The organism is Phocaeicola sp. GP0067 (assembly GCF_031119655.1).
In the GTDB taxonomy this organism is placed as follows: Bacteria; Bacteroidota; Bacteroidia; order Bacteroidales; family Bacteroidaceae; genus Phocaeicola; species Phocaeicola vulgatus.
Genome location: NZ_JAVHZY010000011.1, coordinates 106,295 through 132,300, shown reverse-complemented (window position 1 = coordinate 132,300; position 26,006 = coordinate 106,295). Strand labels below are relative to the sequence as shown.

Annotated in this window: 26 protein-coding genes and 1 pseudogene; 19 read left to right on the top strand and 8 right to left on the bottom strand. The window is 41.5% G+C overall.

Annotated elements, in window-relative coordinates:
* Nucleotides 1–17: 17 nt before the first annotated feature.
* From RE317_RS10835 to RE317_RS10780, 12 genes are all read left to right on the top strand, one after another.
* Nucleotides 18–1,505, top strand: a complete 1,488-nt coding sequence (locus RE317_RS10835) for a phage integrase SAM-like domain-containing protein (RefSeq protein WP_008666353.1) — start codon at nucleotides 18–20, stop codon at nucleotides 1,503–1,505.
* Between the two features lie 17 nt (nucleotides 1,506–1,522).
* Nucleotides 1,523–2,767, top strand: coding sequence for a DUF6043 family protein (locus RE317_RS10830; protein ID WP_008666352.1), 1,245 nt, complete (start codon nucleotides 1,523–1,525; stop codon nucleotides 2,765–2,767).
* A 178-nt stretch (nucleotides 2,768–2,945) separates the two neighbouring features.
* Nucleotides 2,946–3,263: a DUF3853 family protein gene (locus RE317_RS10825; protein ID WP_008666351.1), complete on the top strand. Its 318-nt coding sequence runs from the start codon at nucleotides 2,946–2,948 to the stop codon at nucleotides 3,261–3,263.
* A 4-nt stretch (nucleotides 3,264–3,267) separates the two neighbouring features.
* Nucleotides 3,268–4,653 (top strand): virulence-associated E family protein, encoded by a 1,386-nt coding sequence (locus tag RE317_RS10820; RefSeq protein ID WP_008781281.1) that lies wholly within the window; start codon nucleotides 3,268–3,270, stop codon nucleotides 4,651–4,653.
* Nucleotides 4,654–4,787: 134 nt separating this feature from the next.
* Nucleotides 4,788–5,135: a hypothetical protein gene (locus RE317_RS10815; RefSeq protein ID WP_008666349.1), complete on the top strand. Its 348-nt coding sequence runs from the start codon at nucleotides 4,788–4,790 to the stop codon at nucleotides 5,133–5,135.
* A 51-nt stretch (nucleotides 5,136–5,186) separates the two neighbouring features.
* On the top strand, nucleotides 5,187–5,747 hold the full coding sequence (locus RE317_RS10810; RefSeq protein ID WP_008666348.1) for a hypothetical protein: 561 nt from the start codon (nucleotides 5,187–5,189) through the stop codon (nucleotides 5,745–5,747).
* Between the two features lie 5 nt (nucleotides 5,748–5,752).
* A complete protein-coding gene (locus RE317_RS10805) occupies nucleotides 5,753–5,881 on the top strand; it encodes a hypothetical protein (RefSeq protein WP_256186682.1) in 129 nt (42 codons plus the stop codon).
* Between the two features lie 174 nt (nucleotides 5,882–6,055).
* Entirely contained in the window at nucleotides 6,056–6,454 is a 399-nt protein-coding gene (locus tag RE317_RS10800) for a hypothetical protein (RefSeq protein WP_008666347.1), read from the top strand.
* Nucleotides 6,455–6,469: 15 nt separating this feature from the next.
* Complete coding sequence (locus RE317_RS10795) at nucleotides 6,470–7,681, top strand: relaxase/mobilization nuclease domain-containing protein (RefSeq protein ID WP_008781280.1); 1,212 nt, start codon at nucleotides 6,470–6,472, stop codon at nucleotides 7,679–7,681.
* Between the two features lie 24 nt (nucleotides 7,682–7,705).
* Nucleotides 7,706–8,248 (top strand): hypothetical protein, encoded by a 543-nt coding sequence (locus tag RE317_RS10790; protein ID WP_008781279.1) that lies wholly within the window; start codon nucleotides 7,706–7,708, stop codon nucleotides 8,246–8,248.
* 225 nt (nucleotides 8,249–8,473) lie between these two features.
* The gene (locus tag RE317_RS10785) at nucleotides 8,474–9,085 is read left to right on the top strand and encodes a master DNA invertase Mpi family serine-type recombinase (protein WP_008666344.1); all 612 of its coding nucleotides are present in this window, start codon (nucleotides 8,474–8,476) and stop codon (nucleotides 9,083–9,085) included.
* A 16-nt stretch (nucleotides 9,086–9,101) separates the two neighbouring features.
* Nucleotides 9,102–9,578, top strand: coding sequence for a TaqI-like C-terminal specificity domain-containing protein (locus RE317_RS10780; RefSeq protein ID WP_008666343.1), 477 nt, complete (start codon nucleotides 9,102–9,104; stop codon nucleotides 9,576–9,578).
* A gap of 46 nt (nucleotides 9,579–9,624) precedes the next feature.
* On the opposite strand, the gene RE317_RS10775 is transcribed toward RE317_RS10780, so the two are convergent.
* The 5 genes and pseudogenes from RE317_RS10775 to RE317_RS10755 all read right to left on the bottom strand — a co-directional run.
* Nucleotides 9,625–13,011, bottom strand: a complete 3,387-nt coding sequence (locus RE317_RS10775; RefSeq protein WP_008666341.1) for an Eco57I restriction-modification methylase domain-containing protein — start codon at nucleotides 13,009–13,011, stop codon at nucleotides 9,625–9,627.
* A gap of 3 nt (nucleotides 13,012–13,014) precedes the next feature.
* Nucleotides 13,015–16,323, bottom strand: coding sequence for a helicase-related protein (locus tag RE317_RS10770; protein WP_008666339.1), 3,309 nt, complete (start codon nucleotides 16,321–16,323; stop codon nucleotides 13,015–13,017).
* Nucleotides 16,320–17,966, bottom strand: coding sequence for an RNA-binding domain-containing protein (locus RE317_RS10765; protein ID WP_008781276.1), 1,647 nt, complete (start codon nucleotides 17,964–17,966; stop codon nucleotides 16,320–16,322). The genes RE317_RS10770 and RE317_RS10765 overlap by 4 nt, the downstream gene beginning before the upstream one ends.
* The gene (locus tag RE317_RS10760; protein ID WP_008666336.1) at nucleotides 17,935–18,177 is read right to left on the bottom strand and encodes a helix-turn-helix transcriptional regulator; all 243 of its coding nucleotides are present in this window, start codon (nucleotides 18,175–18,177) and stop codon (nucleotides 17,935–17,937) included. The genes RE317_RS10765 and RE317_RS10760 overlap by 32 nt, the downstream gene beginning before the upstream one ends.
* Nucleotides 18,178–18,682: 505 nt before the next feature.
* Nucleotides 18,683–18,883, bottom strand: a pseudogene (locus tag RE317_RS10755) (nucleotidyl transferase AbiEii/AbiGii toxin family protein); the annotation flags it as partial.
* Between the two features lie 333 nt (nucleotides 18,884–19,216).
* On the opposite strand from RE317_RS10755, the gene RE317_RS10750 reads away from it, so the two are divergent.
* Entirely contained in the window at nucleotides 19,217–20,515 is a 1,299-nt protein-coding gene (locus tag RE317_RS10750; protein WP_005849731.1) for a glycoside hydrolase family 105 protein, read from the top strand.
* Between the two features lie 56 nt (nucleotides 20,516–20,571).
* Here the strand turns inward: RE317_RS10750 and RE317_RS10745 are convergent, their stop codons facing one another.
* Together RE317_RS10745 and RE317_RS10740 are read right to left on the bottom strand one after the other, a co-directional pair.
* The gene (locus tag RE317_RS10745; RefSeq protein ID WP_008666331.1) at nucleotides 20,572–21,069 is read right to left on the bottom strand and encodes a hypothetical protein; all 498 of its coding nucleotides are present in this window, start codon (nucleotides 21,067–21,069) and stop codon (nucleotides 20,572–20,574) included.
* A gap of 12 nt (nucleotides 21,070–21,081) precedes the next feature.
* Nucleotides 21,082–21,729 (bottom strand): outer membrane beta-barrel protein, encoded by a 648-nt coding sequence (locus RE317_RS10740; protein WP_005838759.1) that lies wholly within the window; start codon nucleotides 21,727–21,729, stop codon nucleotides 21,082–21,084.
* A 179-nt stretch (nucleotides 21,730–21,908) separates the two neighbouring features.
* Here RE317_RS10740 and RE317_RS10735 point away from each other — a divergent pair, with 179 nt between their 5' ends.
* From RE317_RS10735 to RE317_RS10710, 6 genes are all read left to right on the top strand, one after another.
* The gene (locus RE317_RS10735; RefSeq protein WP_008666330.1) at nucleotides 21,909–22,157 is read left to right on the top strand and encodes a hypothetical protein; all 249 of its coding nucleotides are present in this window, start codon (nucleotides 21,909–21,911) and stop codon (nucleotides 22,155–22,157) included.
* A 204-nt stretch (nucleotides 22,158–22,361) separates the two neighbouring features.
* Nucleotides 22,362–22,580 (top strand): DUF6132 family protein, encoded by a 219-nt coding sequence (locus RE317_RS10730; protein ID WP_008666329.1) that lies wholly within the window; start codon nucleotides 22,362–22,364, stop codon nucleotides 22,578–22,580.
* 2 nt (nucleotides 22,581–22,582) lie between these two features.
* Complete coding sequence (gene trxA, locus RE317_RS10725) at nucleotides 22,583–23,062, top strand: thioredoxin (RefSeq protein ID WP_005838762.1); 480 nt, start codon at nucleotides 22,583–22,585, stop codon at nucleotides 23,060–23,062.
* 37 nt (nucleotides 23,063–23,099) lie between these two features.
* Nucleotides 23,100–23,447, top strand: a complete 348-nt coding sequence (locus tag RE317_RS10720) for a winged helix DNA-binding protein (RefSeq protein WP_005838763.1) — start codon at nucleotides 23,100–23,102, stop codon at nucleotides 23,445–23,447.
* A gap of 23 nt (nucleotides 23,448–23,470) precedes the next feature.
* Nucleotides 23,471–24,136, top strand: coding sequence for a M15 family metallopeptidase (locus tag RE317_RS10715; RefSeq protein WP_008666328.1), 666 nt, complete (start codon nucleotides 23,471–23,473; stop codon nucleotides 24,134–24,136).
* A 3-nt stretch (nucleotides 24,137–24,139) separates the two neighbouring features.
* Nucleotides 24,140–25,324: a hypothetical protein gene (locus tag RE317_RS10710; RefSeq protein WP_008666327.1), complete on the top strand. Its 1,185-nt coding sequence runs from the start codon at nucleotides 24,140–24,142 to the stop codon at nucleotides 25,322–25,324.
* Here RE317_RS10710 and RE317_RS10705 read toward each other — a convergent pair.
* Nucleotides 25,321–26,004 (bottom strand): response regulator transcription factor, encoded by a 684-nt coding sequence (locus tag RE317_RS10705; RefSeq protein ID WP_008666326.1) that lies wholly within the window; start codon nucleotides 26,002–26,004, stop codon nucleotides 25,321–25,323. The two genes, RE317_RS10710 and RE317_RS10705, sit on opposite strands and share 4 nt — an antisense overlap.
* Between the last annotated feature and the right edge of the window lie 2 nt (nucleotides 26,005–26,006).

Here is a 26,006-nt window from a genome sequence, read left to right as displayed (position 1 = left end):
CATAAACAATGAATGCAATGGAAAAATTAACCAAGTCATTGCCACTTTTCAAAGAGCGTAACTGTTCTGTCTCTATCGTGTTGGATGCACGTACCCGCAGGAAAAATGCGTATGAGTTCCCTTTATCCCTACGTTTCACGATAGACCGCAAGTTCTTCTACTTTACAGTTGGAAGTTCTTTTACTGAGAAAAAGTTCTCGGACATCTGCAATGCGACGAAATGTAAAAGCGAGAACTACAAATTTCAGAAGGAGTGGAAAGATACCATTGCCCCTAAGTACAAAGAAATCTTGATTAATCTGAACAAAGGCGGCATCCTGACATTTGAGATGGTACGTCAATGTATCATGGGTGAAGAAGTGGTGCTATCCAAAGAGGACACAACCCAATCACAATCCTTTATTAGTATATGGGAGCAAGTCATTCACGAATTGCGTACAGAAGATGAAGGAGCACGTTTCACTACGGCAGAGAGTTATGAGTGTTCTCTCAAATCATTCAGAAAGATTCTTGGAGAAAATGCAATTAAAGGCTTCTGCATCTGTGCGGCAGAACTTCAGAAGTGGAAGGATGGTATGCACAATGGGGTAAAAGACGAAAATGGTGCGATTGTCGGAAAAATCAGCGACACTACGGCCGGTATCTATTTGCGTTGTTGCCGTGCCGTATGGAACAGGTGTGTACATGAAGGCTACCTCAAAGATGTGCCCTATCCTTTTTCCAACAAAAAAGAGAAAGGGCTTGTGAGCATTCCCAAGAGTGCAAAGCGCAAACAGAATTTCCTGAACGTGAATCAGATGACGGAACTATACAACCTTTTCGTTTCAAAGAAATACCCAGAACATTGGTCGGAAGAATATATGCAACGTGCGCATTATTCATTGGGATTATTTCTTGCCCAATACCTTTGCAACGGTTTCAATATGGCTGATGCTGGTCGCTTGACCTATAATAGTTATTATTATCAGACAAATGGCAAGGCTTTCCGCTTCAATCGAAAGAAAACATCCCGACGGAGTGCTGACGGTTCAGAGGTAATAGTCCCTATCATCCCTCCCTTACGATATATCTTGGATGAGATAGCTGCACCTCCGACTCGGGATAGTTTTGTGTTCCCCGATATATTAAAAGGAGCGGAAACGGAAGAGTTACGCCGCAAATACACCATGCAAGAGAACTCAAACGTGAAAGACCGCGTCATTAAGATTTGCCATGAGGCATTGAATTGGGATAAGTCCATCTGTCCGTCCGGCACATGGTGCCGACACTCGTTTGCTACTAATCTGCATAATGCCGGAGTGGATATGGATTATATCTCTGAAAGCATGGGGCATTCAACTTCTGATCATGCTATCACTCAAATCTATATTGAGTATTATCCTCTTGATATACAGATGCAGAACAATTCAAAACTACTAAACTTGGAGGATTCCTCTGAAAGGGATGTGTTATTGGCGAAGTTGGCAAGTATGTCCACAGAAGAACTGCTTAAACTATTCAAATAACTTTTATTAGTAATGCAATGACAAACTTCATAGAAAGGATAAAATCCTATTCCAAGAGGAAGGATGCGGCTGATATGGCTATCCGTGCATGGAAATCGGATAACAAGAAAGTGTATGCTGATTTTTGTAAGCGCATGGATGCTGTGGCTAAAGGTAATATGTCTGTTTTAATGGATATGTATCTGATGATGCGTGACTGCGTTCCACCCGAAGCCTTGATGATGTATAACTGGCTCTCTGATTTTGTGAACGTCAAGGATGTGTCAGACATTGCAAACCAACAATGGGCTGGCCAATATACCGAGACCATCGCCAGATGTATAACCAACAAGCGTTTGTGGATAGGCATCAATGTGAAAACAGGTATGGTAGAACTTCTTACTTCTCCAAAGTCCGGGCTGTTGATGGTTCATTCTGAAACGTCTATCGAAATTTGGAACCATCTGCCATTGGAAATGAGAACCTATTTGACTGAACAGTTAGATTTGCTTATGAGAAACAGCAAAGGTTGTTTTCTGTTAAGTAAGTTGAAAAAGAAAATGGTTTATCAGTTTCTGACCTATATCTCTCAAATTGTTTTCCTCTCTCATGCAGTATTCATTGGTGGGTTCATGGCTAACCTGTATGACCGTGTAATGGAAAAGAAAAAGGATTTGGCTTATTGTATGTATTATTTCGTGGTATTTGACCACGGCCTTTTACGTATGACCAAGTTATTCAACCGTTTGTTAAACAGTGAAGAGGTTGACCATGGCGATATACTTTTGGCGAAATCATGTGTTACCATGCTTGCCAATAGAAGTATAGAGATGGGCGCAGAAACCAAAGCAGACTGGGAAGATACTATAGAAGACTGTACCCCGGAAATCTGGAAGGAGGTGATGTTTGCCTTACGAAAAGTAAAAGGCAGGCGAGGCAATAGAAAGGTGATACAATCATTGGATGATATTCTTTGGGGCGGCAAGGAACGTATCAAGCAGGGTATCCGTTTGTTTCTTGAAGAAAATACAGAGGACATAAGTCTTGCCTATCTGTTGCAATCATTGGTAAAGTCTGGCAAGATAAAAGCGTCCACAAGATACATGACATTCCACCGTGCCATAGAACAGTTCTCTCAACGGCATTATGGGCACGATATACCGCAAAAGCGATACGGGGAAATCAAGGAACTTACTTTGAACTCACCCCAAAGAGGAAGCAGTTACACCAAAGCAAAACGGATAATAGACCGTTGGACGGACTATTTTGCCAATAACGGGTAGTTGGGAAATCCAGCTATCCGTTTTTTACAGCAAACATCTGTTGTAATTCGGTCGGTAAAATTAAGGTATAAATAAACCGACCAACACACAGAGTTTCATACACTACCTTTGCTTGCGAAATCGGTTTCACAGAGTTGAGCCGAGGCTTAAAGTATTTAATCACCAAACAAGTAAAGGTATGGAAGAAAAACTCAATTTTACCCAACTACTCCAAAAGCCCATCGCCATGATGACGGGTGAGGAGCTTTGCTTTCTCATCACCAAAAGTGTGGAGAGTACAGAAGCGGCCACTCCCCAAGTGGCATCCAAAGGCAACTACTATGGCATAGAAGGAATCGCCCGTGTGTTCGGATGCAGTGTACCCACGGCAAACCGCATTAAGAAAAGCGGTATCATAGACAAGGCTATCACACAGATAGGACGAAAAATCGTAGTGGATGCAGACCTTGCACTGTCTTTGGCAAAGGAAGCAGGTGGCATCCATATCAAAGAATAGCGGTATGGAAGAGAATTGGAAAAAGAATCTGGCAACAGACAGTTACGGAAATCCGGTTCGTTCCATCAGTAATCTCCGGCTTATTTTCACACTGGATGAGAATCTTAGTCAGATAAGGTACGATACCTTCTGTCAGGACGATGTGTGTTTCTGCCCTTTGTTCCGCAATGTCAATGGTAACAAAATTGATGAAGAGTCGGCAGGAAAGATACAAGACTACTTGGAAAGAACATACAGAATACGCCTGACACAGAACAAGGTGTTTGAAATGCTGAAGACCACTTCCTCTGAACGGAGTTTCAATCCTGTGCAGGAATTTATCACCCAAGAAGCATGGGACGGGCAATCTCGTATAGGCACAACCATTATAGATTATCTCGGAGCAGAGGACAACCCACTTGTCAGGGAACAAACAAAACTTTGGTTTGTGGCGGCTGTAACCAGAGTATTCAATCCTGGTTGCAAGTTTGACAACGTACTGACCTTGCCCGGTCCCCAAGGTATCGGGAAAAGCACCTTTTTCAAAGCCATCAGTGGGAGATGGTTCAACGATTCATTCTCTTTTGCCAGTGGTGACAAGGAGAAAGTGGAAACCATAACCAATGGCTGGATTATTGAAATCAGTGAGTTGAACGGCTTGAAACGTGCGAATGATGCGGAAGCAGCCAAGGCTTTTCTAAGCCGTTGCAGTGATTATATGCGTCCGGCTTATGGGCATAAGGTGGTAGAGTTCATGCGACATAATGTTTTTGCGGCTACCACCAATGAGGCAAACTTCCTGCAAGGAGACAATGGAAACCGCCGATGGTGGATTATCCCGGTCAAAGGCAATGGTCATGTGTCGGATTGGCTGGATAAACTACAGTGTTCCGTTCCTCAGCTTTGGGCAGAGGCATACGCCTATTATCGACAAGGAATGAAACTCTACTTGTCACCGGATATGGAGAATGAGGCCAACGAGGTGCAGATGCAACATTCCAACATTCTTGTTGACCCAATCATGGAGGACATAGAAATGTATCTGGAACGTGAGGTTCCCATTCAATATGCAAGCTGGATGATTCCGACACGACTGGCTTATCAGAAAGGAGCATACTCAGAGCCAAATTCCACAATGACCTCACTCAACATGGTTTGTGCCCGGCAAATTATAGAGGAACTGCCCAATGATTTGGTCAGAAGAAATTCGTCCAAATACACTTCGCAATACATCAACCGCCTGATGTCCATGATTCCGAACTGGAAGCGAAGTGAACAGGAGAAGGTCAAGGGGCTACATCCAGCCTACTGCGATAAGACGGGACGGACAAAATACCCATGGGTGAGGGTGGACGCTCTAAGTGAAGAGTCATGTGCGACATTGCCAAGTGAACAGGAATTACCATTCTAATTTCAAAATAAGGGAAAAGAAAAAACTAATGTCCCCTTGTCCCTTTTGCCCTCAAAAAAGAATAAAAACAGGAAGTAAGCAAAATAGAAAGTTATAAAAAACGCTTGGGACACGGGACAATATAAACCAACAATATGAAGAAAAAAGAACTTATCAAACAGCTACAAGAATGTGACCCTTTGCTGGCAAATGCGGTCAGCCACATGGTTACGTATGTTCAAGACCGTTACCCTTCCACCTTTCCAAGTAAAGAACAGACTAAGGCGGTAAACGATTACCTGCGAAGTGTTCATGCCGACGGGAACGGAAGTATGTCGGAACGGAACTGTGAACACCGCCGTATCGCTTCACAAAACATTACCATTGCTGCCATCCGTGTATTGGATAGCCAACAGCTGGACAGGCTGCAAAACGTGCTTGACCACATAGCATACGACAAGGAGTATTATATGCCGGAAAAAGGTTGCGGTATGCACCGCTGACTTTCTCTTTTGGCTGCACCAATTGTAAAACATCTTCAAAATAGACAGACGATGAAAACAGACTTGAATTATTGTATAGTGCTTTCGTCAGAACAGCTTGCATATCTGGCAGGAAGCAAATACGGTATTGACCGCATGAAGATATTGCACCGACTTATTGAAGCGGCTGTGTTGGAAGAAAACGATTATGCCATAAAAGGATTTTCCACAACCTTACAAGTGGGGCAAGCCATCCTTTCGGAAGTGGATTTGTCCTGCAAGTTAGGCTATGACAAAAAGACCATATCCCGCGTACTTGACAAGATGAACCAGTTGGGAATTGTCGCATCCACGCAGAGCAACCGAACAAGCGTTCACACCCTGAAATGTATATCGGCATGGATGGAAAATGGCAATCGTATAGACAATCCTTTCTATGTCCGAATAAAAGACCGGCAAGAGGAAGGAGAGGATGCTTACGCATTATCCGATGATATGGTGCCCGTTTTATCAATGACTCCGCAGGAGGATTCGGATAGCCGTATGGAGGAAAACCTACCTAACTCGAATGAATGTAGGCAGACAGAAGTAATGAATGAAACCTACGTTTCTGATGCAGTTTTTCCTTCGTAGGCAAAATGCCTGTTATATCAGATGAAGGCGAACTGCTATCTCCATTTTCTTCTGTTCCTACCAATTCGGCTCCTCCACAGCCTACGGCAGGGGAAGAATTTAATGAGGATATTTCGGCAGATAGTCAGATTTAGTCATATTGGATATGGCGGTGATGCCGATGTTTTTGTGTGTGGTCTTGCAAGAAGTTCCTATGTCGCACAAATTCGCAACGCTCATCCGTACTACATAGGCGTATTCCGGCAGTCGCAAGCTCCCACCGTGCTGTCCCTTTTTAGATTGATGTCTCACCCATAACATAACAAAACATGAAGAAGAAAAAGAATACCGACAACGAAGTTGATGATGAAAACGACAAGAAAGTTATCAGACGCACCCTGCGGCTTGAAGCCAGAGTTACGGAACAGGAATATGCAAAGGCGGCAGAACTTGCCAAGACCTGCGGTTTGTCCATGAGCAACTATGTGCGCCGCACTACTTTAGGGCAGCACCCACGGCAACGGCTGTCTGAGCGTGAGGTAGAAGCCTTATGCAGCCTGACGGATGCAAGGGGCGACCTTATCCGTATTGCGGCAGCAGTAAAGTCCATTCAAGCGGATAAACGTGCAATGTATTTCAGCGATACCCGGTTTGTGGAACAATGGATGAGAGCTGCTACGCAACTAATCAACCGCTGGAGCCAGATAGAGAATTATCTTACCGAATAAATTTCCTTACCCATTATGATAGCAAAAGCCAGTACCATACCGCATGGCGCAAATGCCATAAGGTATTCCGTCAATAAAGACAGAGCGGATATAGTCAAAGCCAATCTGTTGCCTGATGATATCTCACCAGAAGCAATGTACGGTCGGATGATGCTCGTGCAGAAGATGTTTGCCGAGAAAATCAACAAGGGCAGACCTCTTGGCAGAAACGTGATAAGAATTGAACTATCCCCAGCCGAAGAAGAAAGCCGTGGGTGGTCTATGGACGATTGGGTACGTTTGGCAGATGAGTTCATCCGCGTGTTTGATGCCATTGATCTCTCCGGCAAGACCAAACGGACTTCTTCAAAGCAGGTCAACCTCAAAGGCTCGCAATACATAGTCGCCCTGCATCGTGATTCCAAAAGTGGCATTCTCCACCTGCACATTGATGCCAACCGTGTAGACATGGACGGGAAAATCAATGATAGTCATAAGATTGGCGAAAGGGCAGTCATAGCTGCGAATATCATCAACGAAAAACGAGGATGGGTGCAGTCCGAAGAAATCGGAATACGGCACAGGCAGGAGATTACAAATTGTTGTATGGAGATACTTCGTGCAATGGATAAGTTCAGTTGGCGACAATATGAAATGGAACTGACAAAACGGGGTTACAAAGTACACATACAAGAAAATGATAAAGGAAAAGTTTATGGTTATTCAGTCAAACGGGGTAACTCAAATTATAAATCATCTGTGTTGGGTATCGGGAGAAATCTGACCCCTTCAAAAATAGAGACTACTTGGGCAAAACTGCATCTTCAGGAACGGAAGTCTGAGTCGACAAATTCTATTCCCCAACAAACACGGACAGCCAACACTGATTTTGTTATACAACCCAAGATGGCTCCACAGCCTGTTTTAAAGCACTATGATATAGCAACAGACGAATATCACAGCTACCATGTGGATATATCCGAAGCCACTGACAATATCATCAGACAGGAGTGTTCTTTGGAGGAAGCTCAGCCGTTGGCTAAGATTGAAGAGATACAACACACGGCTCTATTACTCTTTGCTGGGTATTTGGATGCAGCCACAAGCATAGTTGCTTCAAGTGGCGGTGGCGGTTCTGACACAGGAGGCTGGGGACGAGATAAAGATGAAGATGAACTTGAATGGGCACGCCGTTGCGCAAGAATGGCAAATCAAATGTGCAAGCGCAGGAGAAGACTTCACAGATAATTCACTTACTATCAATATAAGGAAATGGGCATAGGAAGATCAAGGGGTATTTCGCCTATAAATGTCAATGACATGTTGGAGAACGTCGAAATGAACCAACAAGTTGAGTCAGAAAAACAAGAAATTGATAAACTTCTCATAGAAATAAGAGAGGCAAAGGAAACGCTGATAAAGTTCAATGAGGATTTGGAGAAGGCAATTGCTGCCGAATGCCGCATTGAGGGTGCGCTCAAAGCGGCAGCTGGCAGTTGCGATAATATTGTCAATGGCATCTGTAATGCCATCGTGAAAGCAGAACGAAACACAAACTTCAAGGCGACCATCACTCCTGAACAGCTTGCCGAACTTAGGCAACTCATAGACCATTCTATAGAAAGTTGGACTTCAGTGTTGAAAAATCATCAAGTCGAACAAACGAAACTTATCACCGAGCATGAATCCAATATGCGCAAAATCCTCAGACGGAATGAGGGTGTATGGTACTCGGACTTTTGGATGAAGGTCTTGGTGATATTCTTGCTCGTTTATACATTGGGATTAGGACTGGTCGTATATTGTGCTACATGAAAATCACGTGCAATGTAGTATAAATGGGGCGGCATTTCCGTCCCATTATTGGAAAATTTTTGATGGCTTTTATGTTTGTCTGCAAATTACCAGCAAGTTAAATCACAAATTAACAGGAAGAAATCTCGCACCTTTACTATAATAACAGGGGCTAACTTCATTAGCTGAATATCCGCTTTATTCAATGAGACAATTTTAAATTATATAACTAAATAAATAACAACAATGATTTACGGATACATTCGAGTAAGCAGCGATAAGCAGACAGTAGAGAACCAACGCTTTGAAATAAACAATTTCTGCGAGCGAGAAAAAATTAAGATTGATGGTTGGATTGAGGAAACCATCAGTGGTACTAAGGCATACGACAAGCGTCAGTTAGGCAAATTACTTAACAAGGTACAGGGAGATGATCTAATCATTTGTGCTGAACTTTCACGATTGGGACGCAACCTCTTTATGATAATGGAGATACTTAATATCTGTATGACAAAGGAGTGCCGCGTATGGACTATCAAGGACAACTACCGTTTAGGCGATGATATTCAGAGCAAAGTGTTAGCATTTGCGTTTGGTCTGTCAGCAGAGATAGAACGTAATCTCATAAGCCAACGTACAAAAGAAGCGTTGGCAAGAAAGAAAGCAGAGGGTGTTGTTCTTGGTCGTCCAAAAGGAAGCAAAAATAAAAAATATAAACTTAGCGGAAAAGAATCAATAATCAATAACATGCTAAAAGAAGGTATGTGCAAAACAGACATTGCAAAACAACTTGGCATTAGTAGAAATTTACTATATTCATATTTAAATGGAAATTGTAATATTGTAATGGAGGTTTAATAATGACAAATGGTTTATGTTTGGTAGAGGGCAAGGTATAAACTATGGAGGAATACCCAAATTGCTAGCTCCAGAAATATCTTTTGGAGGGAATTTTATGTTTGATTCAAACGGTCAATATTATAGTACAACTAAAATATATGGTTATATTAAAAAGGCGAATTGCTTATATAGTTACAAATTTCTCCTTGGACTCCTAAACTCAAATCTTTTTTGGTTTTTTATACAGAATACAGGATATGTTTTAAGAGGTGGATATTATACATTTAAGACAAACTATGTTTCTCCATTTCCTGTTCCAAATTATGAAGCCATTGACATGAGACAAGTCTCCATGGTAGAAAATATAGTTGATGATATTTTACATTGTAAATATGAACTTACAAAGGACGAAATTGCTAGTTATATCAAAGATATAGACAAAATCATTTACCAATTATATGGCTTGTCAAGTGAAGATGTAAAAACAGTTAATTTATATGCAACCCGATAATTAAAGTCACGTAGCTTATTGAATATAATAGGCTACGTGACTTACATCATAATATTACTATTGATATTTCATCTTTGTTTAATCCGTACAGACTAAAGACTTCTTGTTCAATTTTATCTGCTACTATTTTTTTCTCCTTTTCATCTTTTAACACCAATAAATTCTTAATCATTGTCCTAATAGCTGAATCTGTTTCTATGGATACATTGGGAATTGGCATGGGTTTTAAATATGCAGGTTTATATCTATAGTAACCATTTGCAAGAACTGTACCTGTGTTTTTTAGGAACCACCAACATAAACGAGAATTCATTATCGCTAATAATGTCTCATAACTTATACTGATGTCCTCTTTCTTAATATATCCGTAAATGGTGGTTGTACTATAATATTGACCATTTAAATCATACGAAAAATTACCACCATAAGAAATCTCTGGAGCAACAAGTTTTTCCTTTGCGAATAATGTTAAATTTTTGGGATATATATATCTGTACCAAAGTATGTCATTTTTTAACCTCCCTTTTTCTCTGCCACGCAGTTCGTCTTCGCACTCTTTTAGATAAAGATACCCTTTAGGAAATAAAGTCGCAATTTGTTGTTCTGAAAAAAGTTTGGCTTTGTCATTAGATAAATCATAAGGAAAAATAACAAATCTGTCAGAAGAAAGAGGCTCATATCTATGCACATCTTCACCCTTCAATAAAGGTTTTACTAGGCCATTCTCTATCACAACATTCTTCTTTAAATATTTTGAATAGCCTTCTATTTCAAATGGGTTGATTACTCGACAATCGTACAGAAAATAAACATCATCTTTACTCGTTGCGATTCCTTGAAAAATTTTATCAAATACATCACTCAAACGATATGGACATTTGTTAAGCTTTTCAAGCACAGTATTTACCTTTTTGTTGGTTAATACCCATGCCTCTGAAGTATTTATGTTTATATTTACAAAATCATTATAAGTAATAGAACTTAGATAATTTTGTAATTCTTGATTATTCTTCATATCCCTATCAAGCTCCAAATACGCCAAAGACTTAGATTGCTTAAAGCAATGTATTCCCGTATAAGTAGATGCTTCAAATACCTGATAAGCTTCGAAGTTTATGATAGAAGAAATAAAAGATTTTTCACATAAAATACTTCTCAAACCTTTTCCAAAAGAAGAATTTGTCCATTTTACTGGCATAATATAGTACATAACTCCCTTAGGCTTTACAAGTTGTAGTCCGCGTTCTACAAATGTTACATATAAATCGAAAGAACCCACTGCAGATTTATAATTATCAGATAAATAATCTGCTAAATCATTATTAAATTTTCGCAGTTCTTGAATTCTTAAGTATGGTGGATTACCTATTACTATATCAAAACCATCTGTGACTCCAAACATCCATTCTGGGTCAAAGAACTTGCTCACTGCATTCTGGTCGTAAGGATTCCATGCGGCAAGTTGTATTGCATCTTCTGGTGCAAAATTATTGTCATCTGCCAAGAGCTTTGCCAACTTCTCGCGTAGTTCCTGGTCTTTCTCACGCAGTCGACGCTTGGCGGAAGCTGATTTTGCCATGAAGTGCTCATGGCGCACCTTTGCAAGCTCTTCCTTAGTAGGTTCGATCTCCGGATTTTCAAAAAGATTACGTTGTCTATCTTGCTTTTTCTTAGCAATGAGAGAGTTGGCGGCGACAAACTTGGTTTCAAGGTTTGGCAATGTAGGTATTCCAAAGTTTGGTTTGGAGGCATCACGCTCACAATCTACGATAAGTGAAATAAAGAAGCGCAACTTGGTAATCTGTGCAGCTATACTCTGAATATCACTACCGTAGAGACAGTTCTCAATAATAGCCAGTTTCTGTTCATACACGTTTGTATTAAGCTCGATGCGCTGAAGTACCTCTGCCATACGGTTGAGCAATCCCATTGGAAATGCACCTGAGCCACAAGCTGGGTCAAGCACTTTGACAGCTTTCAACTTTTCAGCAATTGATTTATACTCTTCCACATGAGCTACTTCGTATTTGAAGTTAGGAGCAAACAGTGAGCGGTTGAAGTCTGATTCGCCCAAATATGCAATCAGACTTTCATCGACCATGTACTTTACAATCTCACGAGGTGTATAGAAAGAGCCACTTTGATTGCGAGCGGTTTCCTTTGTCTCAGGATTGTATGCACCGAGCAGATTTTCAAATACTTTACCCAATAGTTCAGGGTCAAGTGCAACTTGTTGTTCCTCGGGCGTGTTCTCCTCAATGGTGAAGTTGTACTTGTTAAGAATAGAGAAGAGGCCTCGTTTCTCATCAAAGAACAAAGTATTAGGAACAATGGCACGATAGCGATAGCGACCATCTGCAAATGTGCGGTCGTTACGGCTAAAACCATCATAGTTGTATGCTTGTTCCACACCATCAATGGTCTTTGTCTTATCAAGGCACTCAAAGAGACCACCGTTTAGGAACGGCACTTCTGCGAACATGTCAATCACTTGCTGCTCAGAAATAGTGAACAATTCTTCGTAGCGATAGAGTGTTTTGATGTCTCGTTTAGATGCGGTGGCAAACTTGCGTTTATTGCCCTCCTCATCCTCAATTGCACGGTTGAGCGTTGCAAAGAAGAGATTTTGAAGAATAGCATTGTAGTAATTACCATTGGTAGTGCTTTCTTCATCAAAATCTTTCAGTATCGTATGAATATACTCAGGATCAAACAAACGATTTGGAACAAGATTTTTCTGCTTGATAAACCAAATGAACATGATACGAGTTATCATGCGGATAATCTTTGTTTCTATATCTTCTCGGTCATCATCTTCAATGGAAGTGTTGTTCGGGAAAGAGACACCTGTAACTGGGTCAATAGCCCAAAGATACCAGTCGAAAAGTTCTCCATAGAATTGTTTAGTTAGTGCCTCAACAGAGAATGCCTCAGTAATGTCGGCAAGCGTCTGTTTGCTATTCTTCAACGTGGAGAATTGGTCTATAGCAGTACGACAGCCGCGTCCCTCACCTAACAGATAAGTATAGCGCATAGTGTCAGTAGATACTTTTTCATATTCGCCTTGTTTATTGAATCCCCATGTCTCACTTACATATGAGAAGCGGAGTACACTTTCGTTTTTCCGGTAGCCAAAAACGAATGCACCAGCATAGCCCATATTGCGCCAGTCTGTAGTAAGTATATCACGGATGCCGTGGCGGTTCCTTTCTATATCAACTTTCTCATTGAGTTCTACTTCATAGACGGCAATTGTCTCGCCATCTGATAGAGAAATGTTTCCCAAACTAAGAGCTTCCTTAGCCAAACGGCTACTCACATGGATAGGTGTAGGTGTGCGCCAGAATTTCACTTTGTTGTGAAAAATATCGTAAAGCAATCCTTGCCATGCCTCACGGCTGTATTTTGCTTCAATTACTTCCTTGTAGTTCATAATTTATGCTTCTTTAAATGATTCAGATAATATGATTTCGGCTTCCGATTCTATTTGTTTCAGCATTTCTGCCTCTGCCATGTAGTATGGGGCATATTTATTTGCCATCTGTATAATCTCGTTCAAGGCCTCATCGTGTGTCATGCGTGCTTTGCCACTAACACGGCGTAGGTCTTTCTGAATTCGTTGTAAACGCTTGGAGATGTAAGTGATAACTCCGCGTTCTGCAAGTGTTTTCAGTTGAGCGACTTTCAGATACAGTTCGCTGTCATCAATCTCACGCATGAAATTAGAGAGCAGGTTAAGTGCGGTACTAACCTGTGCGCCACGACTTGAAGGATCATCTTGACCAAATTCTTGATTTTTGATTTCTTCCTCTTGTATAGTGTGGAACTTGCGCAATGCTTTTTCAACATGGTTGTGGTGTTGCTCTATGCGTTCCACAGCCAGCTCTTCAGGCGTAGCCTTGAAGTATTTCAATGCGTCAAGCACAGAAAGTTCTTTCACATTCTCTGATACGAGGAAGAACACCTTACGGAAGTTGGTTTTCAAAAAAACGAGAGTATCACCAGACAGCGTAACACCATCAACAGCCCGCGACGCACGACCAGTACGGCTACGAAGTGACAGCTTTGCTATTCGGTTATACTCACGGCGATTGGTCTTATACAATGTGCGTAGCTCTTCATAATAAGGCAACTCTTGGTTAAGGTCTTTCTTTTGCTCTTTCATCGCCTCGTCAAAGAGCTTGCTCAGGTTACGGTCTATCACTTCGTTCTGCGAATAAATCTGATTGTCTTCTCCAAATGTAGAGTGAAATGTCTGGATTTTGCTCAGGGCAATCTGATTAAGATTGATTTCTCTGTTGCCCTGACGTGATGGATAGAAGACATAGTTATAAATGTGTTTCGATACAGATCCAATACGGTTTACACGTCCAATACGCTGCATCAACCGTGTAGAGTTCCATGGTGTATCATAGTTGACGATTACATTTGATCGGTGTAAGTTGATGCCTTCTGCCAGTACGTCTGTGGTAAGTATGATATTGTAGTCGTTGAGCTTGTTCTTGAAGTTGGCATCAAAGTTCTCTCGAATGGTTTTGAAGAGATTACTACGATTTTTAGCAGAGATAACCAATACGTCTTTGCGGTTTATACGTTTTGCAAGATACTCTACTGTATTTATAGATTCTGAGAACACAACAAGTTTTTGTTCTGGATTACGTTCTACCCTGAATAACTCGTGTTTCAGCAGTTCATTAAATTTGGCAAATTTGGAATCATCCGCATCTGTCACAACCGACCAGTCAATATACATTTGTTCAAGAATCTTTTGGTCAGCTCGAAGCATCTCAATAAACTCCGGACGGAAATCATTTGCTGTAAACTTTGCATTCTTCGGGTTGTCCTGTGCCTTGGCATTCAGTTTCTCTTCTATTTCTTCCTCGCTCCATCCTGCTGCCAACAAATTGTTAATATCAAGATCTGGAGCAATGAACACCTTATCGTTATTGAACATGTCAATCATATTCTGATTTGCAATCTTGAAGTTCTCAATGGAAACTTGGAACGCATGGAAACTGCTTTCTAGACGTTTCACTAGTCCATTCTTGCGGATTCCGGCCAAGGAGCGGCTAATGGTTTCTGCATTGTCATATAAGCCATTTGCGGCTTCAGGTTTCAGATAAGCAATAGCTTGATAACATGCATAACTCAGGTCTTTAGTAAGCGTGAGCATAGCTTTCTCAAACAAGTCTGCCAAATGCTCATTCAGTTCATAGCGACTTTCTATTGGGCGTTCCACTTTGGGAAAACCATTCACATCTTTGTTGTAGCGTGGTACATTTTCGATGTCGGTACGTGTACGACGAACTGATAGAGGCTTTATGATGCGGTCGCGCACTTGCTCAGCCAGTTTTTTGAATTTGGTCAAATCAAACTCAGGCTCATTACGAAATCGCTTAAACTCCTTGATGAGCGGACTGAAAAAGGCCGTAAGATTAGCTACTCCATCTATGGTACAATGGCGTGGGTCTTGAAAAAGGAGGATTTCATTATAAATATCGGCTGGTGAGTTATTCATTGGGGTTGCCGAAATGAGCATCACCTTTTTTTTGTAGCCCTTGATATGCCCTTGGTTGATGCGTGGCATCTTGCAGATTTCCTGTAACTGCTCGAAAGCGTTTGTAGTGTGAGAGCGGAACTTGTGCGCTTCGTCCACAAGGACAAGATCGTATTCGTCAGCGTTCCAATAGTCATAGTTATCCTCATCAAGAACCTTGTTCAAACTGCCATTTGTAATAAATTTGGTATATTTGTCAATGCCAAAATCTTTGAAAGTGGTTTTCCAGTTCTGCTCCACAGCCGGGGGATATACCACAAGTATTTTGGTGTTGTCGCGCCCATTCTCCTGCAAAAACTTCTTGGCAATCATTGTAGCGATAACAGTTTTACCCAAGCCCACAACATCGGCAAGAAAGAAACCATCATAGCGCAGAAGCTTCTGATACCCCTCCACTACGGCATCCATTTGATAATCGTATTTAGTGTAGTTCTCTGGAACATTAAGTGGATTCTCATCGTCCGCATCCATCACACGGTCAGAAAAATACTCAATGAGCATCTTTATGTATAAGTCATAAGGAGATATATCACCTTTGAGATAAGTACGCTCTATATTGATTTTGAGATCTTCAGCAGTTATCTCGCATCCTTCAGCTTCTTTCCAAAGCTCTTCAAATTCATCTTTCGCAAACTTTACATCTTCATACTGTGACATTTTTACATTGAATTCGTATTGTTTATCCTCTGTGATGCCCAGTCCGTTACCGGATAGATTACTGGAGCCAGTTATGGCAATTCCTTGTGTGTACTGATTGAAATCATCAGGATATAATACGTATATCTTGGCATGAATCTTCTTTGATGGATGCGCACGCAGTTCCAGTTTCCCGTCTACCAAGTCCGTTACCATCTGAAAGATACCGTCTTCTATTTCCCTTTTGTATCCGGATTGTTCGATGTCTCTACGTATTTGCTGCAAGCAGTCGGCTTTAACCTCTTCTTCTGCCCCAAAGAATATTCTCCCTTGACGAGCAGCTTCTGCTATGTACTTATCTACGTTTATACCAATTAACACACGAGCCTTGTTGATATTGTCTAAAAAAGGCCGCAAAGAGAAATAGCCTGATGCACGGAGGAATCCTACCACCGCATCAAGATTCTTTATTGAAGGATTGTTACTGAGGACTCCTTCAAATTCGCACATCAGTGTGTTGCCGTTCTTGTTAGTGAATATATGTGAGTTCATTTTTTACTTCTCCTATATTTTTGATTGCTTGCATTGGGATGCTCGGGATTGGTCATCTCAAGATAACCAGCCTCGACAAGAGCCATGATATATGTTTGGATATTCTTGCTATGGTATGTCACACCTGCCCTTTCAAGAATTTCCTTGCTGCTACGTGGCACACTACAGAAGTTTACTATATCCCTTTGTTTATTTGTTATTTTAGGACGCTTAGTGTCAGAGTCTACATTAAAAGTGTCAGAGTTGGTATCTAAGCTAGTGTCAGAGTGTCTAAGTTTAGTATCAGAGTCTGCATTAAAAGTGTCAGAGTTAGTATCTAAGTTGGTGTCAGAGTCTCCAAGTTTAGTGTCTAAGTTGCCATTAACTTGGTTACTTTTATTGCTGGCTTGGTTACTTTTCTCGTTAACTTGGTTACCTACTGGCCTATTTATAGTAATCACGAACTCATTTGTCCTGTCATTATTGGTGAACGAGACATTCACATCCTCAGACAAGGCACGAAGCATACCACTACCCGCTCCTGTGTAGGGAAGCAAGTGAATGGCATTTGTAAAAAGGAACATATTGCGTGGCATAGAAGTTCCCACAACAATATCATCTACGGAAAGCCCATTAGGGAGAGTTCCCGGGCTGTGTATCTCCACTCTATCATCAAAGATGAAGATGCGGATAGGGGCTTTCGCATTCAGCGAGCGATGTACCAAAGCATTTACGGTGAACTCAACAAGACTGGTGTAGGGTATCTCCAACACTCCCTTCGAATTGAATTCATCCCCAACTTGTATATGACGCAAGTTCCGGGTGAAGAAATCCATAATAGTCTCGAACTGATGAAACAGATTGCCTTCAATGTCGGCATCATTCACTTTATCACGAAATTGTGTACCGCCAAGACTATTACCCACAAAACAGATACACTTTGCCGTCATTACTGGAAGCCAACGCTGAGTGTACTTCCCAAACAATAACATTGCGGCCACTGTGATTTTTCCATCGGGTCGGATGAAACGTAGGTTACGCAGCAACTTCTCCCCATCGTGCCCACTGGCGATAGCAGAACAGACTGTATCTAAAGAGATTTCACGGAATGCATCACCCACCAAACCTTTTCTCACCAATACTTTTTCAAACTTGTTGCTTAAAAAGGTTTTGATGGTATTCTCGTCCAAGTCCTTAATCGTAGCATCCCGAACACCTGCTTCATCAGGCGAGAAACTGCCGCAGTCGGTCATCATCTCGGCAAGCTCGGCATTATCGAACACCTTGCGCTTGTCGGCACCGTTCTTCACCCACACAATCCCCCGATTGTCATGGTAAGGCTTATTCACCCCTTCTTTAATATGAGCCACAACAAGGCTTCCGCCATCCACAGAAATAGTTTCTACATCAACAAGGATGGCAGGAACAACATTCTCTGATGCGATATTTCCAAGTATATTAGTGGTTTCCTGTACTTCTTGATACGACAAAGGATTGACACTACCAGTTTTGTCCTTCACGCCAACAACCAGTGTACCACCACGTGCATTGCTGAACGCCACCAATTCGCAACCAATATCATAGTTGTCAAGAATCCGCTCTTTGAACTGCACCTTACTGACCTCGCCAAGTTTAATCTGTTGGATAATATCTATTTCTTTCATTGTTCAAATGTTTTTGGTTGAGCAGCCTACCTGCATCAATGTTCAAAGCCTCTGCTATACGCAGGAGGTTTCTTGCGTCAGGCTGCATGGTATTCGTCACCCATTTGGAGACAGTAGCCCTGTCTTTTCCTAATTGCTCTGCCAGCCACTTACTGCTTTTTTGCTCTTCGGCAAGCACAATCTTCAGCCTGTTAATCCTTTCTTTTTCCATAAAAGACATCCTTTTCGATGTAAAAGTACAAATAAGCCTTGAGAATCACGAAGAGACATATCAAAAAAGAGCATCTTTTTTATAAATAATTGGCGATAACGTCAATCATGCTCTTTGTTTATAGCAGAATATGTGGAAAGCATGGGATTCTATATCGCCCATTCAAATGAGGTAATAACAATATATACTTCTCTATATTTCCCCTCGTTTTTGCGTAAACAATGCGTAAACAAACTATTTCAGTTAGGGGGATTTAGTGAGTTTCACCGAGAGTGACAATCTACATAACTATCTGATATTCAATAAAGATTAAAATCGTTAACTATCGCAGAATATCATTTTATCGTTCTCATAATCTGGAGGTCCCTGGTTCAAGCCCAGGCTGGTCCACAAGCTAAAAGGCTGATTCCTAACGGAATACAGCCTTTTTTGTTTGCAGATCCTCCAGATATAAATCTGTTGTTCTTGGTTGATTTACTCCTAATATATAGCTGTTGTTTCACTATTGTTTCTCTATCTGATACCATGCCACTTCCATTTTCTCTGTTTTAGAGGTACGCCATTTCATAAAGTCCAAGTCTTCACTTTGCCGAGTTCCCATTTGCAATGACAAGGCAGTGCCACCTACCAAGAGATAGGATTTGATGCAGTCCAACTTAGAAACAGCTTCAAAAACTTGCAGCGTGTGTGGAGCTAAACCTTTCATGCAAACATTTTAGTAAATTTACATAATAAATTCAGTGTTGATCTCAGAACTTACACAGAAATAATTAGCGTGTTGATAATGAGGTAGATTTACATTTGTTACTCTTGTTACAGGAATCATGAACAGAATTTCTTTCTCTTAGTATAAAATCATGAGCACATTATATACTCTAAAACTGAAAATGTGGATATTACCCTTAAAAAGTAGGATGAAAATTTGTACGAAACGGGAAGATGGCTTTATCTTTGAAGAATATTAAAGATAGCCGGACTTTTTATTTCGGTGGAATATAGAGGTTGTTAGTATAAAAATAAAAAATTAAATTTAGGTTGTATGGTTAAACGTTATGGTTGTGCAGGCATTTTATTGTTTGCAATGGGATTGTTTCCTTTATTGGCACAGGACAATGCTGCGGCTAAAGAGATGGCTATAAAGATAGCCGATCGTATTGTTGCTTCTACGGTTTATGAATTCAAGGATGTAAAAACAGGTAAAGTATACACTTCTTTGGATAATGTTTCTTTAAACCCGGATATGCGTGTCAATAGTAAATATTTGAATTGGCATTACACAAACGGAGTAACAAATATGGCTTTGATGGAGTTGGGTGATAAAATACAGAACCGGAAATATGAGGATTATGTGCTGAAGAATATGAAGTTCATTTTTGATAAGACTAACCAGTCCTATTTTCATCGTTTGTATGATAAGACTTTCCGTGAAGGAGGATGGAGAGCGGTTCCCCGTCTTACTTGGCATATGATTTATAGAAACAAGCGTTTGGATGACAACGGTCCTATGGGGGCTAGTTTGATAACTTTGAACCAGCGTCATCCGGATGATGCTTTCCAAAAATATATTGAAACAACCAATCATCATATTATGGTTTCAGAACCTCGTTTGGCCGATGGAACCATAGCCCGTTTATGGCCTCATGAAAATACAATTTGGGCAGATGATGCGTTTATGGCGGTGTCTTTTATTTCCCGCATGGGAGAGATTACTGGTGAAAAGAAGTATTTTGATGATGCTGCCAATCAGATATTGAATTATACACGATATTTGTGGTGTCCTGAAAAACAGATTTATTATCATTGCTATCATACGGATAATAAGGAACATGGAGTGGCGCATTGGTCCCGGGCCAATGGATGGATTTTTATGGCGACAGCCGATCTGTTGGCAAGAATGCCGGAAAATCATCCTATGCGTGAGGATGTGATAAAGAATTTCCAGATGCAGGCTAGTGGGGTAGCGCGGTATCAAGGGAAAAACGGTTTGTGGCATCAGTTGTTGGATAAAGAAGATTCTTATGAAGAAATTACCGGTAGTTCTATGTTTGTATTTGGCATAGCTAAAGGTGTGAAGGAAGGATGGTTGCATCCGGATTTCATTTATGTAGCATGGCAGGGATTCAAAGGAATGTTGTCAAAAATTTCAGAGAATGGTGATGTGACGGCTATTTGTGTCGGTACAGGTATTATGCCTTCCACCGTATTTTATTATAATCGTCCCACTCAGGAAAATGATCCGATGGGTGAAGGGCCTGTGTTACGCGCTTTGGTGGAAATGATTGATGCGCCTGAATACACGGAGATTAGTGCGAACGATCAGTATGATAGAATAAAATAAGAAAGAGATTAATTTACCCGTTGGCAAGCTGGGTCTAATTTGTCAACGGGTATATGTTAGAATGTTAAATCAAAACGCCCTTCTGTCACTCTTCCTCCTTCAAAAGTTCCGCTGATTATTCTGTTGTTCAAATCAAAGCGGGTAATATTGACAATGCCGTCTTCCAGTCTTTCTTCTTGCTTGTTTCCATCTTTGAAAACGGCGTCGGTATAGATGGTCTGATCATTATCCATCTTTTCAATATCACTGTAAACGGTGATATTTTTTTCTTTCGGGTCAATGATATTGAAAGAAATAGACGTATTGGTATCTACCCAAACGTATACATGGACTGTTGCTTTTTCATCTTCATTATAAGCAGGATAGTAGGATGCTTTATGGTCCGGCCCATAGCGTTGTCCTGTATATATCCAGCCGTCTATCAGACAGCCAAAGGTATTGGCGCCTGTCTGAGTGGCAGGTGGCATGAGAGTAGGATCTGCTGAAAAGTCTTCTCCATTACAGGCACAGCATAACGCGACAGTTAATACTATTGTAATAAGATATTTAATCATGGTCTGAATCTTTTAAAAGTGATAGTTAATACCTGCCGAGAAAGATAATTGAGAAATGTCATCCGAACCGTTCATCGGATAATGTGGTTGTACCATCCATTCTTTATGATGATAGCGGACGGAATATTCACCGGAATACGCCAGGATATAGCTTATCCTTGCACTGATCCCCCAATGGGTGAAAAGGTGGTATTCTCCGCCTACTCCAAAGTTTGCCGCCCATTTGTTCATGGATACTTTTCGTGGTTTATCATATACCATACTGTCGTCTTTATATAACTGGTATCCGGTTCCGGTAGTAAAATACCAATCGAATTGTTGTTTCAGCCAATGCAGGGAGAACTGTGGAGCAAAATAGTGTGTTTGAATCTTGTCTGTGGTATTTGTCGTGTTGCCTGTATATCGGCTGCCTTGATAAAGTATTCCGAATCCGGCTCTAATGGCAGGCTTGTTTCCTACCAGGTAAGTATAACTTCCTGACCAACCTATGCCGTTGCGCAAATTCGAGGAATATCCTGCTATTCCTATCAGCTTTCCGGTGTAGAGGGTAGGACCTGTCTGAAAGGACAGAACGGATCGTTTGTCAGTGCCGGATTGTGCATATAGCGATGTTGGACACAGCAGCGTGGCTACTATAATAAAATATAGTTTGTTTTTCATGGTCATTGTGTTTATCTAGGTGGGTACAAAAATAATAAATCATTGGAAATAACAGCATTAATAGTTTTCTTATTTTAAGTAATCCGTGAAAAATGTGATAGATTAACACTTTCCTGCCATCTTTATTCCATTCATTCTGTTTTCTTATGAAGATTATTCACTTTAAAACCTTATAGTTTATGAAACCAGTAGAATCAGACCGGTTGGATGCCGAAGAGCGTAGAGAACTGAGCAGTTCTGATTTCGGAATTCCTGAAGAGCGTGCTTTCCCGATGCCCGATGCGGCACATGTGCGGGCGGCGGAAGCCTATTTCCGTTATGCTAGTGATGATCAGAAGCCTGAGTTGGCGAGGAATATACTGGAAAAAGCGGCTGAATACGGAGTGCGTGTAGAGAGTCCTGTGGTGCTGTCTTGGGCCGGGAAATAGTTGTTGTATAATGATTTGACCTTTTGTGTTGCTGAATATTGTGTAAATGTAGGTGCCGAATCGTGAAGGAAAGTTATTATTTAAATATTTTCCTAAGGAAATTTGTTATATAGGAAAGTATGGAATATATTTGGAAAAAGTTTCCTAAGGAAATAATTAAAGGAGATAACATAACAGAGTCCGGTTTTAATTATGAAGAAGAGTATGAAAAAAGAGTTTATAAAAAGGTATGGATGGACATTGCTTGGTATTGTGGCAGGAATGGTAGGAGGATATTTGTATTGGCGGTATGTAGGTTGCACCACTGGGACTTGCCCTATCACTTCTTCTCCTGTCAACAGTTCCATTTGGGGGGCGGCAATGGGGGGATTGTTGCTCAGTTCATTTATGCCGGAGCATAGAAAGATAAAGAAGGAGGAATAAGTATGAATAAAACGATTTTATTTTTTTTAGCCCTTGTGCTGGCTGCCACAACAGCTTGCGGCAGAGGAAGCAGTAATAATAACCCTGTAAAAGAAGAAACTATGGCAACAGAAGGAAATGGAAAGGTCATACATTTGACTAAAGCTGAATTTTTGGCGAAAGTATATAATTTCGAGAAAAACCCGGAAGAGTGGAAATATGAAGGTGACAAACCGGCTATTGTGGATTTCTATGCTGACTGGTGTGGTCCTTGCAAAATGGTAGCTCCTATTTTGGACGAATTGGCAAAAGAATACGATGGTCAGATTGTGATTTATAAAGTGGACACGGAGAAAGAACAGGAACTGGCAGGCGCGTTTGGTATACGGAGTATTCCGTCCATTCTGTTCATCCCCATGGAAGGAAAGCCGGAGATGGCACAGGGGGCTATGCCCAAAGCGTCATTTAAAAAGGCTATTGATGAGTTTTTATTGAAAAAATAAGTACTTTTGTGCAATAGCATCAAGAAGAAAGAGCAATATGGAAACTTTATGTAAAATAAGAGATCTCTATCGCGCTATTGCAGAATTTGAAACACGGTTTGAAAAGGCGCACCACCTTTGTCTGAACGAAGGAATGTTGCTGTGCTGTCTCTCCAGAAAGAAACGCCTGTCCTCGGGAGAGATAGCAGAGCAATTGGGGCTTTCTAATTCGAATACTTCTAAGGTTATCAGATCTGTAGAGGATAAAGGCTATATAGAGCGTAATTTGGGAGATTGTGACAAACGCCAGATGTATTTCTCGCTTACGGAGGAAGGAAAGAAAATACTGAAGGAGATGGAATGCTGTAATATTGAGATTCCTGAGTTACTGAGGTCTGTATTATAATAGTAAGAAAGATACCGCTGTAGATGAAGTCTGTTTTTATTTTTATATCATTGCTGATAATGCTCTGTCCCGCTTTCTCGCAAAGCAGGATGGAGCATTATCTTGATTCTTTGGGATTGGTGAATGTAGGCCGGATGGACCCGACATTGAAAATAGATTTGATGTATACCCGTGCCGACAATTTTACCGGGAAAGTCCTTTATGAGGATTTGCAGGAGGCCTATCTTCATCCCGAGGCTGCCAAAGCCTTGTTGCAAGCGCAAAAGCGGTTGAAAGAGTTGTATCCCGGTTATTCTCTGATTATTTATGATGCCGCCCGTCCCATGTCCGTGCAGCAGAAAATGTGGAATGTGGTAAAAGGTACTTCCCAAAATATATATGTATCCAATCCGGCCCGGGGAGGAGGGTTGCATAATTATGGTTTGGCGGTGGATGTGAGTATTGCAGATGAAAAAGGAAATCCTTTGCCTATGGGGACCAAGGTGGATCATTTGGGCAAGGAAGCACACATAGATACCGAGGCGGCAATGGTACAGCAGGGAATCATTACAGCGCAGGAACGGAAAAACCGTTTGCTGCTGCGCCGGGTCATGACGGATGCGGGTTATAAACCTTTGCGCAGTGAGTGGTGGCATTTCAACTTCCGCAGTCGTGAAGAGGCAAAACGGAACTATAAAGTAATTAGATAAAGGATGGAAATATCAGCAAAAACACTCCATTTCATCGAAGAACATAAGGAGGACGATACGCGTACACTGGCTTTGCAAAGTAAGAAATATCCCGATGTAGACATGGCGGCAGCTGTCACACAAATTGCCGGACGGCAGGTGGCGGCCCGCAAGATACCTTCATGGTATCCGGTTTCTGCATTATGGTATCCCCCTCATTTGTCTATGGAGCAATGTTCTTCCGAAGCAACTGCTTTGTATAAGGCCTCTTTGTTGGAAGGCGATACTTTTGCCGATTTAACCGGAGGTTTCGGCATTGATTGCAGCTTTATCTCCCGGAATTTCAAGCAGGCTGATTATGTGGAAAGGCAGTCAGGACTTTGTGAGCTGGCTTTGCATAATTTCCCTTTGTTGGGGTTGGGGCACATTCGGATACACAACCGGGACGGGGTATCCTATTTGCAGGAAATGCTTCCGGTAGATTGCTTGTTTTTAGACCCTGCCAGAAGAGACGGACACGGTGGAAAGACGGTTGCCATCTCTGATTGCGAGCCGGATGTTACTGTTTTGGAGCCTTTGCTGGTTGATAAGGCAAAGAAAGTGATGGTGAAATTATCGCCTATGCTGGATCTGTCATTGGCATTGAACGAGTTGAAAACAGTTCGTGCGGTACACATTGTCGCTGTGAATAACGAGTGCAAGGAGTTATTGCTGATACTGCAAAAAGAGTCCGTTTCATCGGAGGTAAGCATCCATTGCGAACATATTGCAGGCAACGGGGAGAGCCGGCATTACACCTTTACCTTGAAGCAGGAAAAAACATCGCCCTGTCTTTTGGCCGATGAAGTCGGAACTTATTTGTATGAACCGAATGCCGCTATACTGAAAGCCGGTGCTTTTCGTTCTCTCACACAAACCTATCCTGTGGCGAAACTTCACCTCAACAGCCATTTATATACCTCTGTTTCTTTGGTTCCGGATTTTCCGGGACGTCGTTTCCGGGTTGAGGCCGTATCGGGTTTTGGAAAAAAGGAACTGAAAGCGTTCTTGATGGATATGGACAAGGCGAATATTACGATCCGCAACTTTCCATTATCGGTTGCGGAACTTCGCAAACGTTTGAAACTGAAAGAGGGAGGAGATGATTATATCTTTGCCACTACCTTGTCCGGCGGGCAGAAAGTCTTGATTAGAGGGAAGAAGTGTTAGTTTATAATCAGTTTGTAACCTATTCCCCTTACATTCACAATCCGTATGCTTTGGTCTTTGGACAGTTTATGGCGTAATTTCGTAATAAATACATGCAGGCTGCGTGAATTGAAGAAGCTGTCATCTCCCCATAGCTCCAACAAGATGCTTTGGCTGTTCACCACTTCATTCCGGTTCTCACACAGGCGTTTTAGGATTTCCGATTCCCGGTGGGAGAGTTCTTGTATGTTCCCTGCAAAATCCAGTTGTTGGGTGACGGAGTTGAACTGATATCCTCCGATGGTGTAGGTATTGGTTATTTCTTTTTCCACAAAAGCTTTGTGCATCAAGGCTTTGAGGCGTACAATAAGCTCCTGCATACCGAATGGCTTTTTCAGATAGTCATTAGCTCCCAGTTCAAATCCTTTTACTACATCATTGATGGCAGACCGGGCGGTGAGGAATAATACCGGGGTTGGTTTATCCGATTGGCGGATGCGGCGTACCATTTCAAAGCCATCCATACGGGGCATCATGACATCGGCTACCAATACGTCCGGTTTCTGTTCGAAAAACTTTCTTAAGCCTTCTTCACCATCTCCGGCGGTAGTAATGATAAAATCCTGTTCTTCCAGTGTGTCCTTGATAATCATGGCAAGAGTCTGTTCATCCTCTACTAATAAAACGTGTATCTTTTCCATTT